The following is a 14951-nucleotide window of genomic DNA, read 5'->3' as shown; positions in this document are numbered from 1 at the left end:
CTGCTTGGCTTGGTTCATTGGCGTTTATTTTTTTACCCGCTCAAGCTTTTTATTCAAATAATAAATAGCAGCCCCACAAAATGACTTGTGTTTACCCTGGCGATCTAAAGATGACCAATCCTGAAGCAATCTCTGCAATCCACCAGTGGTCGCACTGCCTTTAGTCCTCGCTAACACATGCTGCACCGCATCAATTACCGCTTTACGGTTCTCATTCAAGCGGTAGTAGTTAAGGTTGAGCACTTGGTTGATTTGATCGTTTAAAATAGGATCATCCAGCTTCAATTTACCACTACCCAAGTACCTGATCTTCTCTTGAATAGAATGCGCTGGCTCTGCAGGATTGATAATGGGGACAATGCAATAAACTTCTACTATTGCCCCCATTGCCATGTTAAATTTGATTTTGTTATAAGCTTATAATACTGTGTTTTCAGTAGCGGCGCAGCAGCGCCAAATGGATGACAACTGGAGAAATAAACGATGGCACTTCGTATTAATGACACCGTACCCAACCTTGATCTGAAAACCGATCTGGGCGACTTCAAACTGCACGACTTCATCGGTGACAGCTGGGCGATCCTGTTCAGCCACCCGAAAGACTTCACCCCGGTCTGCACCACCGAATTCGGTGCAGTCGCTCAGTTGGCAGCCGAGTGGGAAAAGCGCGGCACCAAGGTGATCGGTCTGTCCGTTGACGGCGTGGACGAGCACGTTGAATGGAAAGCCGATATCGAGAAATACGCCGGTGCACCGGCCAAGTTCCCGATCATCGCTGACGAAGACATGGCCGTTGCCAAGGCACTGGACATGCTGCCGGCTGATGCCTACCTGCCAGATGGCCGTACCGCGGCCGACTCTGCCAGCGTGCGTGTCGTGTTCATCTTCAGCCCGGACAAGAAGCTGCAGCTGTCCATGACCTACCCGATGTCCATCGGCCGTAACTTCGCTGAAGTCGTACGTGCTCTGGATGCGCTGCAGGCCACCTACAAGGTGCCGATCGCAACCGGCGCCAACTGGGAAGTGGGTGATGACGTGATCGTGGCTCTGTCGCTGAACGATGAAGAAGCCAAGGCCAAGTTCGGCGAAATCGACGTCAAACTGCCGTACCTGCGTACTACCAAACAGCCGTCTTAATTCAGGCTGTCACTATTGCTCGAACACTATGCTCGAAACAATAGTACCCAACAGCTCTGATACCCATCGGTGCTGACTCCGGCCTGCTTCGGCAGGCCGGATGGCACACCGCCCTGATGGCTCGACTGACAGCAATTTCATGGGATAAGGAGGTTGCAATTGTTACGACGAGATTCCAAACAGCCACGACTTCGCGGACTCTGTTTTTTTTGCTGCAGGCGGGCATTCAGTTTCCCTCTCCATATAGCGGGCTTGTGCGCAAAAACCCGGTTTGGTTCCCGCTCACACTTTAGCATGGGGCGAATAACCATCGACCCAATAGCCAACCTCAACTCTTTAAATTTACCTTGTGTCGTTGAACCCAGAAGGTACTGAGCCTGCCGAAGACAACGCTCTGGTGTCTCTGAAAGTACTGATCAACCTGTTCTAATAAAGAGGGCTCATACATGGATATCAAGGAACTTGAACCTGGCTTTTCGATCTGCCATGCCATCTACCCTGGCGACATGGCAGAACTAAAATCACGAGGCTTTCGATCGATCATCTGTAATCGTATGCCCGGCGAAGCTGAAGACCACATTGACGCCACCGAATTGCGTCAGGCGGCAAAAGCGGCCGGTATCGAGTGGGTCGAGATTCCTGTCACTCCCGGAGAGTACACGCCTGAAGTCGTTGAAGCCTTTGGCGAAGCAATCGAAACGCTACCGTCACCTATATTGGGGTTCTGTCGCAGCGGACGTCGGGCTGTTTCTCTTTGGATTCATAACCAGATGCAGCAGGCGATCTGTGACTTGGGGCCCTTGCTGCAGGCAGCCCACGCCGCAGGGCACGACCTGCACGAGCAGAAAGACACATTCAAAAAGCGATGACCTGACCCAGGTCTCAAGGAATTTGAGTGAACATCCGAAAGTATTTTCCATTTCTTGAATGGTTACCGAGCTACCGCCTGACAACTCTCAATCAGGATATTCTGGCCGCGGTGATCGTGACCGTCATGCTGATCCCGCAGTCGCTGGCCTACGCGATGCTGGCCGGGTTGCCACCCGAGGTGGGACTCTACGCCAGTATCGCACCATTGGTGCTCTATGCGGTCTTTGGCACCAGCCGTACCCTCTCGGTAGGGCCGGTGGCCGTCATTGCCCTGATGACGGCGGCAGCTGCCGGTGCCATTGCCGCGCCGGGCAGTGCCGAATATCTTTCGACCGTGATTTTGCTGACCTTTATCTCCGGTTTGATGTTGACGCTGATGGGGCTGTTCCGGCTGGGATTTCTGGCCAACTTCCTCAGTCACCCGGTGATTTCCGGGTTCATTACAGCGTCTGCGGTGATTATTGCCTTCAGCCAGCTCAAACACCTGCTGGGTATCGCCGCCAGTGGCCACAGTCTGCCCGAGTTGCTGGCCGATCTGGCGCGCAACCTGCCGAATCTGAACCTGACCACCCTGATGATCGGTGCCGGTACTTTACTGTTTCTGTACGGCGCTCGCCGCTGGCTGGTGCCACTGCTGCAACGCCTGGGGCTGAGCAAGGGTCTGGCTGGCGGGTTGGGGCGTCTGGCGCCCATTCTTGCCGTTGTCGTCACCACCTGGATTGCGGCAGCCTTTGACCTGGCTGCAACCGGTCTGGCCGTCGTGGGCGATATTCCGGCGGGTTTGCCACCCCTGACTCTGCCTTCCGGCGATGCGAGCCTTTGGCAGCAGCTTTGGGTGGGTGCGCTGCTGATCAGTATTGTCGGTTTTGTCGAATCGGTCTCGGTAGGGCAGACGCTTGCCGCCAAACGACGTGAGCGCATCGACCCGGATCAGGAGCTGGTCGGGCTGGGCTGCGCCAATCTTGGCTCGGCGTTAAGTGCCGGGATGCCGGTGACGGGTGGCTTCTCGCGCTCGGTGGTGAATTTTGATGCCGGGGCACGCACCCCTGCCGCCGGTGCCTTTACGGCTGTCGGCATTCTGGTGGTGATCCTTTGGTTCACCCCGCTGCTGGCAACACTGCCGATCGCCACTCTGGCGGCAACGATCATTATCGCCGTACTGTCGCTGGTGGATCTGCATGCGATCAACCATACCTGGCGTTACTCAAAAGCCGATTTTTCCGCCATGCTGGCCACCATTGTCATTACTCTGCTGCAGGGCGTGGAAGCCGGTATTCTGGCCGGAGTCGGGCTGTCGCTGGCGCTGCACCTGTATCGCACCAGCCGCCCGCACAGTGCCGTGGTCGGGCGGTTGAGCGGGACTGAACATTTTCGCAATGTGGAACGTCATCAGGTAGAAACCGATCCGCATCTGCTGCTGTTGCGGGTGGATGAGAGTCTCTACTTCCCCAATGCCCGTTACCTTGAGGATCGCGTACTGGAGCTGGTCAGCCAGCATCCGCAGATGCAGCATCTGGTGCTGAGCTGTCAGGCGATCAACCATATTGATGCCTCGGCGCTGGACAGTCTGGAGTCGATCAATCAACGGCTCAAGGACGCGGGTATCCAGCTGCATCTGGCGGAAGTGAAAGGTCCGGTGATGGATCGACTGCAGCTGGTTGAATTCCCGGCGCAGCTCAACGGCCGCGTATTCATGAGTACCTATGAGGCCTGGCAGGCGCTTGCTCGGACAACGGAACCCGCAACCGCATGAGCCAAGACAACAGAGATGTCAACTGGCAGCCGTGTCACGGTGGCAGTATCAGGATTCACCCGCTAGGCTCAAGGGTGTGCGTGTTTCGGCAGAGGCCGGTTGCGGCTGATCCTGATCTCGGGAGGAGAATATGGATAGTCTGTTAAGAATGTGCCTTGTATTGGCACTATCAGTAATGTTGGTGCCGGCTGCGGTGGACAAGGCCGAAGCGAGTCTGCCTTTGAGTGACAAGACTTCAACGGCGGACCACACTCAATTCAAGGCGCTGCAGGGGCCGTTCAGCAGTGGTCCCGAGGTGACTCAGGCCTGCCTGCGCTGTCATACCGAAGCGGCCAAACAGCTGCAGCAGAGTCTGCACTGGACCTGGGAGTATGACCATCCGGTCACTGGTCAGACGCTGGGCAAGCGCCATGTGATCAACAGCTTTTGCGGTTCGGTAACCTCCAATGAGCCGCGCTGTACCAGTTGTCACACCGGCTATGGCTGGGAAGACATGAGCCAGCCGCCACCTCAGGCCGAAACCGCCGTAGACTGTCTGGCCTGCCACGACACCACGGGTGGCTATATCAAGTTGCCCGATCAGGCCGGTCATCCGGCCTATACCGCCCGTGAGGTGCCGCCGGGCAGCGGTCAGTGGCAGTCGCCGCCGGACCTGGCCGCCATCGCGCAGCAGGTGGGCAGCAGCGGTCGCCACAACTGTGGCGCTTGTCACTTCAATGGCGGCGGTGCCGATGGTGTCAAACATGGTGATCTGGACTCCTCGCTGCTCAATCCCGCCCACAGTCTTGACGTGCATATGTCGGCTGACGGAGCCGATTTCAGCTGTGCCGACTGCCATACCACCAGCGCGCACAGCGTCACCGGCAGCCGCTACCTGACCAATGCCCGCGATACCCTGGGTGTGGATGTGCCGGGTCATACCGACATGAGCCGCGCCTCCTGCGAGTCCTGCCACGGCATGTCGCCGCACAAGGAAGAAAAGATCAACGAGCATGTGGACCGTGTGGCGTGCCAGACCTGCCACATCCCCGAGTTTGCCCGCGGTGGCATCGCCACCAAAACCTGGTGGGACTGGTCTACTGCCGGACAGCTGGATGAAAACGGCAAGCCGATCACCCGTTATGACGACAAGGGGCACGTGTCCTACCTGAGTACCAAAGGTAATTTCGAGCATGCCGAGAACACCATGCCTGAATACCGCTGGTTCAACGGTGTGGTGGAGTACACCCTGCAGGATGAAAAGCTGGATATCGCCAACCCGCCGATTCAGATCAACCGCATCAGTGGCAGCGCCGATCAGGCGGACAGCCGCATCTGGCCGTTCAAGATCATGCACGGCAAGCAGCCCTACGACCAGGTCCATCAGACCCTGCTGGTCACCCATGTATTCAGCCCGGACGATGACTCGGCGCTGTGGACCAACTTTGACTGGGCCAAGGCGCTCAAGGCCGGTACCGAGCGTGCCGGTCAGCCCTACAGTGGTGAATTTGATTTCATTGAAACCCAAATGTACTGGCCCATCGCTCACATGGTCGCACCGGCTGAAGATGCTCTGCACTGCAGCGACTGTCACGCCCGCAGTGGTCGTATGGACGGCATTGAAGGCGTCTATATTCCGGCCCGAGACCGTCATCAGTGGCTGGATACCGCCAGCTGGAGTGCGGCTGCACTGGTACTGGCCGGCAGCCTCTTGCATGCCGGCGGCCGTGTGATTGCGACTGTGCGCAGAAGGAGAAAACAATGAAACGGGTAATGGTTTTCAAACGTTTTGAACGCTTCTGGCACTGGTCACAGGCGGCACTGATTTTCTTCCTGCTGACCACCGGTTTTGAGATCCACGGCAGCTATAGCCTGTTCGGTTTCGGTCGTGCCGTGTCGCTGCACACCACCGCAGCCTGGTTGTTGATAGGCCTTTGGGTACTGGCGATCTTCTGGCACTTCACCACCGGCGAATGGCGTCAGTACCTGCCGACCACCGATAAGCTGGGGGCTGTGATCCATTACTATGCCATCGGCACCTTTACCGGGGCTTCGCATCCGTTCAAGAAAACCACACTGGCCAAACACAACCCGTTGCAGAAGCTGGCCTATCTCTGGTTCAAGCTGATGATTTCGCCGCTGATCTGGATCTCGGGTCTACTGTACCTGTTCTACAACCAGTGGGATCAGCTGGGACTGTCCGGCCTGCCACTGGAATGGGTGGCACTGATCCACACCGGCGCCGCGTTCATGATGCTGATTTTCGTCATTGCCCACGTCTACATGGCCACCATGGGCAAAACCGTGTTCAGCCTGATCAGACCGATGATCACCGGCTATGAAACCGAGGACGAAGAGCATTCCACAACTGACAATCGCAAACAGGCAGGTTCCCTGAAATGAAAATTGCTGTCACAAGCCAAAACCGTAAAACCGTTACTGGACATGCCGGCCGATGCCGGCGGTTCTGGATCTACACAGTCGATGGCGGTGAAGTCACCGACAAAACCCTGCTGGAGCTGAGCAAGGAAGAGTCCTTTCATGACAGCGACAGCAATTCACCTCATCCCTTGGATGCTATAGATGTTCTGCTGACCGGCGGTATGGGACCGGGCCTGGCACAACGTATGGCTCGCAAGGGGACAGAAGCACAGGTCACATCGGAGACCGATCCTGATGCAGCCATCAAGCACTACCTTGATAGCTGGGCCGGGTAAGGAGATTACTGATGCTAAGACGTGATCCCGAACAGCCCTGGCACCCAAGTTACTGGCTGGCGTCACTGGGCGCGGGCGGTCTTTCAGTCTCTTTCTTTATGTACCTGATGTGGCTGGTGCCCCATCCGGGCTTTCCCATGCCGACCTGGCAGCATCTTGAAACTGTTCTGAACGGACAGGCTTCATTTCCGACCGGCGTGCGTGCCATCGCACTGTTGGCTACCCTGTTGATGTTGCTGCTGGCGGCTCTGCACTTTGTATTGCTGATCTGGAATTTCCGTGAACATCGTGCGGCACGAAGCACAGAGAGCTACAGCAAACTTCTGGACTCACCGGCAGAGGTACAGTTGATGACCCAGCCGCTGACGCTGGCGATGACAGTGAATGTCTGCTTTGCGCTCGGCGCTTTGCTGGTGCCCGGCCTCTGGTCAATCGTTGAGTACCTGTTTCCACTGGCGCTGTTGGCCTTCGCTGCCATCGGCATCTGGGCGTTGAAACTGTACGGACGCTACATCACCCGCATGCTGGTCAGTGGTGGCTACCGCAGTGAAGAACATAACCACCTGTCCCCTTTGATTGCCGTTTTTACTTTTTCCATGCTGTCGGTCGGTTTTGCAGCACCCGCCGCCATGTCGCATTCACAAGCCTTGGCGGCCCTCGCCGGTACTCTGTCGATTCTGTTTCTGGTGGTTGCGGTCGTCACCGGCATTCTGGTCCTGATCTCCGGCCTGCAGGCGATGCTGCAGCACGGTCTGCAGGCTCAGGCCACCCCCAGCATCTGGATGCTGGTTCCCATCCTGACCCTGCTGGGGATTGAGTGGGTACGGATGCAGCACGGGCTGAGTCATCACTTCTCGGCACCGGTAGAACAGGGCCGCCTGTTTGTTGTGCTGTCAGCCATTTTCATGCTGCAGCTGGGCGTTATGCTGCTGGGTTTTCGCGTAATGCAGCTCAACGGCTACCTCAAAGCCCACCTTAAAGGTGCTGAACGCAACCCGGTCAGCTTTGGTCTGATCTGCCCTGGAGTCGCCCTGTTCGTGATGGGGATGTTCTGGTGGCATCTGGTCTGGGTTGAAAGCGGCATCGTCACGGCCTTTGGTCCCGTTTATTGGCTCGGCATCGCCCTGCTCGCCATCATTCAACTGTTGACACTGGCTGCCCTGCTGCGTCTGAGCAACCGACTGTTACGCCACAAAGCCGTGCTGATCGCCTCAATGCAGTAAACATAAAATTTTGGCTATTACGGGCGTAGACAGATTCAAACAGAGAAAGGCAGACACGGGGCGTTTTTTCTCTTAGCATTAGAACAATCTAATATTTTACAGCGAGGAAAATGCCATGAGTACAACACAGGCACCGCATTCAAATCCGCAGGTAAAGACCTTCTTTGACGAGCCAACCAACACCTTCAGTTATGTGGTGAAGGATCCGGCCTCAAAGGCCTGCGCCATTATCGACTCCGTACTCGACTTCGACTACGCCAGCGGCCGTACCGATGTGCGCTCGGCCGATGACATTATCGCCTACGTTAAAGACAACGGCCTGCAGGTCGAGTGGATACTGGAAACCCACGTTCACGCCGATCACCTCTCGGCGGCTCCCTATCTGCATAAGGCATTGGGTGGCAAAACAGGTATCGGTGCCATGATCACCGTAGTGCAGGACACCTTCGGCAAGGCGTTCAATGCCGGCACTGAGTTTGCCCGTGACGGCAGCCAGTTTGACCGTCTGTTTGAAGAGGGTGACCAGTTCAAGATCGGCACTCTGGAAGGCCGAGTATTGCACACGCCTGGGCATACACCCGCCTGCCTGACCTATGTGATCGGTGATGCGGCCTTTGTCGGCGACACCCTGTTCATGCCGGATTACGGTACCGCCCGCTGTGACTTCCCGGGTGGCGATGCACGTACCCTGTATCGCTCAATCCAGAAGGTGCTGAGCCTGCCGGGTGCAACGCGGATCTTCCTCTGCCATGACTACAAGGCACCGGACCGTGAAGAGTACTGCCATGAAACCACGGTGGCGGAGCAGTGCCAGTACAATGTCCATGTTCATGAGGGCATCAGCGAAGACGAGTTCGTGCGCATGCGTACCGAACGTGATGCCACCCTGGCGATGCCTGCCTTGATCCTACCATCGGTGCAGGTCAACATGCGCGCCGGACAGATGCCACCTGCCGAAGACAACGGTCAGGTGTATCTGAAAGTACCGATCAACCTGTTTTAATCTCCCCTGACCCCGGCCGGTTAGCTATCGACAAGGAGTGAATATGCGCAAGGTTAAAGTCGCTGTAATTGGTGCCGGCACCGCCGGCTTGAGTGCCTATCGTTCAGCTCGCAAGCACACCGATTCCGTGTTGCTGATGGACCCCGGCCCGCTGGGCACAACCTGCGCCCGTGTCGGCTGCATGCCCAGCAAGCTGCTGATCGCCGCAGCCGATGCTGCCTGGCACATGCAGCACGCCTCGATGTTCGGTGTCAGCGCCGGTCAGATCGAGATTGACGGTGCCAACGTCATGCAGCGCGTACGCCAGATGCGTGACCGTTTTGTGGGCAAGGTGCTCAAGGGAATGGAGTCCATTCCCGAGCAGGACCGGCTAAACGAAGGGGTGCGCTTCAAGTCCGACCACCTGCTGGTGTTCTGGACTAAAGGAACTGGACACTTTAGCTAGCGACAATAACTGTCAGTGATTGGAGTGCCAAAATGAGTAAAACTAAACGTACTTACGGGCAATACCCACCTGAGTTTAAACAGGAAGCTCACACCACCAACCCCTCAGAATTCTCCCTCAACCACTCCCGACACTGCTGATAATCCGGCATTACGCGCATTACCTCACGCCAAAACTCCGGTGAGTGGTCGTGATGTATCAAGTGACAAAGTTCATGGATAACAACGTAATCCACCATGCGATTGGGTGCGAGCATAATTAGCCAGTTAAACTCCAACTCGCCTTTGGCAGTACAGCTACCCCAGCGGGATTTGAAGGTTTTGATATTCACACCAGCAGGCTCAACACCAACGATAGGCGCGTAGCGTTTTACCTTCTCACGGATTTTTAAGCTGGCCTGACGTTTGTACCAACGCACCAATGCATTACGGATCATGTGTGGTTGCTGGCTGCCTTCAGGCGTTTGCACAACCAAACGTCCTTGCAGGAGTTTCGCCGGCGAAAACGGTCCACACTCAACTTTAAGCCGATAGTTACGCCCTAGATACGGGAAGGCTTCGCCTGAGACAAATTGCTTGCTGCTTGCTGTTGCCATGTCGCGTTGCAAGGCCATTTTCTCTTTGATCCACATGCGTTTGGATAACAGTAGCTGATCAATCTTTTCGATACTGGTGCTCACTGGCACGATCACCGACACAGCGCCTTCCTCGACCCGTATGTCAGCGGTCTTACGGCGGCTGGTACGGATGACTTCAGCAATAAAGCCATTGCCGTCACGGTACTCTGGAGCGCCTAGTACAGTTCGCATTGGTTACTTACCACCAAAGCGGGTTTGGGCTAACTCAAGAAAGCGGTCTTGCACGACTTTCACCAGCGCAGCATCACTGTACGAACACTCTAAAATGGCGCGTTTGATTTCTTTTTTCATGCGTTTGATCTCATCGCCCTTGGCAAAGAAATCGACGATCTGCGTGGCTTCATCAAACATGCTGACTAAACCTTGACTGGTGGCTTTGATTTCATCGTGTACGGCTTCGCTGACAGTTTCTTCACCGCTATGGCGGGTGACTTCAACCATCAAGATATTGTAGAAAGCCAATTCCGTATCGGTTAAGCCTAGATCAGTGGCCGTCTGCGCACGCTCGGATTCGATGGTGTTACAAAACGCTAGCAGCAGCTCAACTTGCTGATCCCACTTGCCGTTGTACTTCTCGATAATGTCCTGCAAACGCAAGCTGAGCGACCTGTAGTATTCAGGATCATCATCAAGATTGACGGTAATGTGATGCTTAATCGCGCTCTCAATCTCGGACGCGCGTGATTCAGGCGACTTATGCTTGGCCAGAGACTGCTTAAAGTTGGCAGCCATTAGATCCACTGGTGGAATCTTCGGATCAACGCCAGTACTGATAATGTGTTCTTCAACCAATTGGCGCACCTTGGCACCGACATCCTTGATATTTAAGCCGGGATCACGGTACAGATTACGCGCCGCATTTTGTACCTTACCCCAAAGCCTTAAATCGCCCACAAAAGGCTTGGCTGCGACATCGGGTAAGACCACATCCATTTGTTTGGCAAAACGCTTAAAGGCAAGATCAAACTGCTGACGGACATCTTCGTCTTTCAGAAACAAAACATAGTCGTCAATGTCATCGCCCTTGAGCGCACTAAACACATTAGCCACGCGAGTATGCGCGGCTTTAAGCCTTGGGATTTCATCTTTGAGCGTGTGATAAGTGCCTTGCACGTCTTCGCTGCTGAACATCTCCAGTGCTTCGGTTAGGTAATCCGACAGGCCATGATAATCCACCACATAGCCCACATCTTTACCGGGGTAGGTACGGTTCACCCGTGCGATGGCTTGCATCAGCGTGTGTTCTTTTAAGCTGCGGTCGATGTACATCACTTGCGCGATGGGCGCATCAAAGCCGGTCAGTAGCATGTCTTTGACGATTAAGAAGGCGGTTGGGTCTTGTTTTTCTTTATCGGTGCCAAAGGGCTTGGTGAAGCTCTTGATCACCTGCTTTTGATGGGCCGCATTGGTGTAGGGCGTGTAGATGGCTTCATCATTGTGATTGCCAGAAATAATCACTGCCGATGGCGGCGCGCCCAGCTCGTCGAGGGTTTTCTTAAACAGCGTGGCGGCATAGCGGCTGCCCACCACGATCATGCCTTTGAAACCATCGGGCTGAATTTTCTCGCGATAGTGGTTTAACAGATCAATACACACCCAACGAATCCGTGCCGGAGCTTCACGTACGGCGCGCTCAACACCGTACTTTTTCTTAATTTCAGCCTGATCTTCTTTGCTGTAATCCTTGAAATACTCATCAAACAACGCATCGAGAGATTTACCGACCACTTCGCTCTGCACTTGGCGGCCTTCGTAGATGATGCGCACTGTGGCACCGTCTTCGACTGCTTCATTGATCTTGTACTGGTCAATGTAGCCACCAAACGCTTGATCCATCTTTTGTGATTTCAGCAGGGGAGTGCCAGTGAAACCGATCTTCGGTGCATTGGGTAAGGCGGCGTTAATGGTCGCAGCAAGATTACCAAACTGGGTACGGTGCGCTTCATCCGCTAACACGATGATATTGTCGCTGACGTTGAGGTCTTGGAAATCGCCTTCGGCTTCGGCCTCCTGAAACTTCTGCACCATCGCCGTGACAATATCCGATGAGTCACGGCTCAGCAGCTCTTTTAATTCAGCCACAGAGTTGGCGTTATAGACGGTTTCGTTCTGTGCCGCGCGGAAGGTGCTGGAGAGCTGTGAGTCAAGCTGAGTGCGGTCAGTGACAAACACCAGCTTGTACTGCTGTAACTCTAGATCACGGCGCATCTTCACCGCCAACATCACCATGGTCAGCGATTTACCTGAACCTTGGGTGTGCCAAACAATCCCTGACTTCTCGCGGCGGTCTGCACCCGTTTTAAGGCGCTCGATCACTTTATTTACTGCACGGTACTGCTGATAACGAGCGACCTTTTTAATTAAGCGACCATCAATCGGTTCGTAAATAATAAAGTTACGGATTAAGTCTAAAAAGCTCGACGGGTTAAACATGCCAGCTAATAAACGCTGCTGTGCGTTGATGTCCGCGTGCTCAGCACCACCATTAGCAATTTGCTGCGCTTGTGCAAAATAAGCAGGTGACGGCACATCAGACGCGCCTAGCTGCACACTTTGTTCATTGCTGACAGATTTACTCAATAGCGCACGAATATCTGCATCACTGTACGGGTGGGCATCTTTCCAGTCGCTGTAATACTGGCTGCTGGAGCTAATCGTGCCGACTTTGGCCAAGTCGCGGCAGGTGCTGACCATCAGTTGGTTGTACCAAAACAGCTTTTGCGCACCTTCCTCGCTGGCGGGTTCACGCAGATTGGCATAGCGGCGCAATTGGTTGATGCCCTCGCTAATGGCATCGGCCACATAGGGTGACTTGCACTCAATCACCGCCAGCGGCAGGCCATTCACAAAGCAAACGATATCGGGAATGACGTTTTGGTTTGCGCCTTCAATCTTAAACTGATTGGTACACAGGTAGTCGTTATTGGCGGGGTTATCAAAGTCGATGATCTTAACCGTCTGCCCTTTGCGGCCCTTGCCTAAGTCCTGCTCGACCGAGAGGTAATTAACCAGCATCTCGTAAATGCAGTGGTTGTACTCCATCAGCGCAGCATGGTTGGGGTGCGTCAGTTCACGCATGACTTTGCCAAGGTTTTCATTGCTGATCCACGGATTGAGCTTACGCAGCGCCGACTCAAGACGATTCACCAACACCACATCGCGGTAATACGCACGCTCGGCGCTGGACTGCGCATCCTTGCCAGCGGCAACCGGTGCAAGATGTGTGCCTGGCACATAGGTCCAACCCAGCCTGATCAACTGGGCGATGGCGGGTTGCTCTACTTTGAAATCTTCGTCATTGAACATAGTGATAATCGGCGTCTGATCATCAGACTACCGCTGACTCCTTGTCGGTGAGATTGACGCGCACCTTACCGGTGAGCAGGTCTTGCATAAGGGCTTTTTTTAAATCGAGCTGATGAGCCAACTTATCATTGACTCTAGATATTCGATTATCTACAGAAGCTAACACTTCAGTTATTAACTCGACCTCTTCACACTGCTTAGGGTACGGAACAAGAAAATCTCGTACTTTCTTAATACCGAGTGCTGGCTGGCTCGTTGTGTTGGTTTGTAGGAGCACCTGTTGATCAATAATCTCACTACCAAACACTTGGAATAAGTACTTCATATTGATGCTTTTCTTGGTTGTAACCAAGACTACGTTGGCGGATAAACAGTAAAAACGCTCAGTAGGTAGTACATAAGGTTTACCGATTGTGCCGATCTTCCCGAAAATGAAAGCTCCAGGATGTATTTCAAAACCTTCTTTCTGCTTCTCAAATGCTTCTTGAGAAACCTTCCGCGCTGCAGAAAAATCGATTAAACCTGATTTGCCAATATCACCCAATCCAACATACGGAACGCCGTCTATAACCTCGGCCGGTGTCCGATGATCTGGCTGAGGGTCTATTACATCTGTAAGTGACCCTACGCTGACGACATCCCAGCTCCGTGGTATCTGCCCCACTGGCGAATCTTTAAACTCAGTATGCCCAATCCCTTTGGTCAGCAATTCCTGCATCATGCCGGTTTTTAGGTCTTTCAGCTTGTCGATCTGTGCGCGTGTTTTTTCGATCACATCATCGACGGATGACAGGATGGTGGCGATTTTTTGTTGCTCGGGGAGCTTTGGAAACGGAATTATCAAGTTGCGTAAGAGAGCAATACCTAAAGAGGAACGAGTAGATCCAGTCAAAAGAAGGTTGATCTGCAACTGAGTATCTTGCGATTTTAGCGCTTGGATAAGGAAGTTTTTTTCAATTCTATTCGGCTCAATTAACGCAAGAGTCGGTGAAATCGTTATCTTTTTAGGCAAACCCTTAAAGTCAATTATTTTTCCAATAGAGGCTACGCGACCAAAACCAATAGTATTAGCTGTTATTTGATACCGCTTACTGTGTTCTTCATAAATCTCAGGTGATACTCGGCGCACCTTATTTCCACGAATCTTCCCTGATTCATCTAAGTCTCCAATCCCAGCAAAAGGGATTCCTAAGGGATCCTCATCCGGCGCTCGGTGACTTGGATGAGGATCAATAACGTCTGCCACAGAACTAACATTAATCTTTTGCCAGTCACAAGGAAGGTGGCTTAATTCATCCATTACTCAGCCACTCCTTCGCTTCCATTCCTGTGTAGTACTTGTGATTCACGCTCAACGTACCCCAGCTCCTGCAGATAGCCTTTCATCACCTGCTCAGCCTCAGCCACTTCTGCATCCAGCTCTTTCAGCGATACACGATACTTATCCCACCAGCGTTCCAGTTGCTCAATCACAGCAGCGCTGGCATCACCTGCCACTTCGCGTATTTTTTCTTTACTGTCGATCTCAGCTTTAAACTCATAATATTTTTCACCCGCTGAAGGCTCCGCATCACGCAGTACAAACACCGCAGACACGTCAAAATCTTGCAGTATTTCCTCACGGATATACTCACTTTCCACTTCACGCACCGGAATGGACTTCCCCTAAAACACTAGACACTCCTTAAGTTAGAATAAACCTTTAGGAGAGCATCATGGCAAAACCACGTTTTACACCTGAATTCAAAGCTGAGGCCATCAAACAAATAACCGAACGCGGTTATTCTGTAAAAGACGTCTCTGAGCGACTGGGCGTTTCAGACCACAGTCTTTACAACTGGCTCAAGCAACACAAGCAAGCGGCCAATCCTGATCCTCTGA

General features: G+C 53.6%; 15 protein-coding genes. 10 read left to right on the top strand and 5 right to left on the bottom strand.

What is annotated here, in order from left to right; genetic code table 11:
* Nucleotides 1-24: 24 nt before the first annotated feature.
* Nucleotides 25-387 carry a hypothetical protein gene (locus tag TOI97_RS09900; RefSeq protein ID WP_321553961.1) on the bottom strand — a complete coding sequence of 121 codons (363 nt, stop codon included), beginning with the start codon at nt 385-387 and terminating at the stop codon, nt 25-27.
* 96 nt (nt 388-483) lie between these two features.
* On the opposite strand from TOI97_RS09900, the gene TOI97_RS09895 reads away from it, so the two are divergent.
* The 9 genes from TOI97_RS09895 (at nt 484) to TOI97_RS09855 (ending at nt 9127) form a co-directional block, all read left to right on the top strand.
* The gene (locus tag TOI97_RS09895) at nt 484-1137 is read left to right on the top strand and encodes a peroxiredoxin (protein ID WP_321553960.1); all 654 of its coding nucleotides are present in this window, start codon (nt 484-486) and stop codon (nt 1135-1137) included.
* Nucleotides 1138-1583: 446 nt separating this feature from the next.
* Nucleotides 1584-2006, top strand: coding sequence for a TIGR01244 family sulfur transferase (locus TOI97_RS09890; protein ID WP_321553959.1), 423 nt, complete (start codon nt 1584-1586; stop codon nt 2004-2006).
* Between the two features lie 26 nt (nt 2007-2032).
* A complete protein-coding gene (locus tag TOI97_RS09885; protein ID WP_407651344.1) occupies nt 2033-3760 on the top strand; it encodes a SulP family inorganic anion transporter in 1728 nt (575 codons plus the stop codon).
* 130 nt (nt 3761-3890) lie between these two features.
* Entirely contained in the window at nt 3891-5504 is a 1614-nt protein-coding gene (locus TOI97_RS09880) for a tetrathionate reductase family octaheme c-type cytochrome (protein ID WP_321553958.1), read from the top strand.
* A complete protein-coding gene (locus TOI97_RS09875) occupies nt 5501-6142 on the top strand; it encodes a cytochrome b/b6 domain-containing protein (protein ID WP_321553957.1) in 642 nt (213 codons plus the stop codon). Before TOI97_RS09880 ends, TOI97_RS09875 begins: the two co-directional genes overlap by 4 nt.
* Entirely contained in the window at nt 6139-6456 is a 318-nt protein-coding gene (locus TOI97_RS09870) for a NifB/NifX family molybdenum-iron cluster-binding protein (RefSeq protein ID WP_321553956.1), read from the top strand. Before TOI97_RS09875 ends, TOI97_RS09870 begins: the two co-directional genes overlap by 4 nt.
* A gap of 11 nt (nt 6457-6467) precedes the next feature.
* Nucleotides 6468-7679, top strand: coding sequence for a TsoY family (seleno)protein (locus tag TOI97_RS09865; protein ID WP_321553955.1), 1212 nt, complete (start codon nt 6468-6470; stop codon nt 7677-7679).
* Between the two features lie 115 nt (nt 7680-7794).
* Entirely contained in the window at nt 7795-8682 is an 888-nt protein-coding gene (locus TOI97_RS09860) for an MBL fold metallo-hydrolase (RefSeq protein WP_321553954.1), read from the top strand.
* A 43-nt stretch (nt 8683-8725) separates the two neighbouring features.
* Complete coding sequence (locus TOI97_RS09855) at nt 8726-9127, top strand: FAD-dependent oxidoreductase (RefSeq protein WP_321553953.1); 402 nt, start codon at nt 8726-8728, stop codon at nt 9125-9127.
* Nucleotides 9128-9215: 88 nt separating this feature from the next.
* Here the strand turns inward: TOI97_RS09855 and TOI97_RS09850 are convergent, their stop codons facing one another.
* From TOI97_RS09850 to TOI97_RS09835, 4 genes are read right to left on the bottom strand one after another with little or no spacing between them, the layout of a single operon-like run.
* The gene (locus TOI97_RS09850; protein WP_321553952.1) at nt 9216-9935 is read right to left on the bottom strand and encodes a M48 family metallopeptidase; all 720 of its coding nucleotides are present in this window, start codon (nt 9933-9935) and stop codon (nt 9216-9218) included.
* A 3-nt stretch (nt 9936-9938) separates the two neighbouring features.
* Complete coding sequence (locus TOI97_RS09845; protein ID WP_321553951.1) at nt 9939-13070, bottom strand: type I restriction endonuclease subunit R; 3132 nt, start codon at nt 13068-13070, stop codon at nt 9939-9941.
* A 22-nt stretch (nt 13071-13092) separates the two neighbouring features.
* Nucleotides 13093-14370, bottom strand: a complete 1278-nt coding sequence (locus TOI97_RS09840) for a restriction endonuclease subunit S (protein WP_321553950.1) — start codon at nt 14368-14370, stop codon at nt 13093-13095.
* A complete protein-coding gene (locus TOI97_RS09835) occupies nt 14370-14720 on the bottom strand; it encodes a hypothetical protein (protein WP_321553949.1) in 351 nt (116 codons plus the stop codon). Before TOI97_RS09835 ends, TOI97_RS09840 begins: the two co-directional genes overlap by 1 nt.
* 65 nt (nt 14721-14785) lie before the next feature.
* On the opposite strand from TOI97_RS09835, the gene TOI97_RS09830 reads away from it, so the two are divergent.
* The coding region (locus TOI97_RS09830) for a transposase (protein WP_321554012.1) at nt 14786-14951 on the top strand (166 nt) is incomplete at its 3' end.

The organism is Denitrificimonas halotolerans (genome assembly GCF_034259425.1).
GTDB classification, from domain to species: domain Bacteria; phylum Pseudomonadota; class Gammaproteobacteria; order Pseudomonadales; family Pseudomonadaceae; genus Denitrificimonas; species Denitrificimonas halotolerans.
Note: the sequence above shows the minus strand (reverse complement) of the source record. Positions and strands in the feature narration are given on the sequence as shown.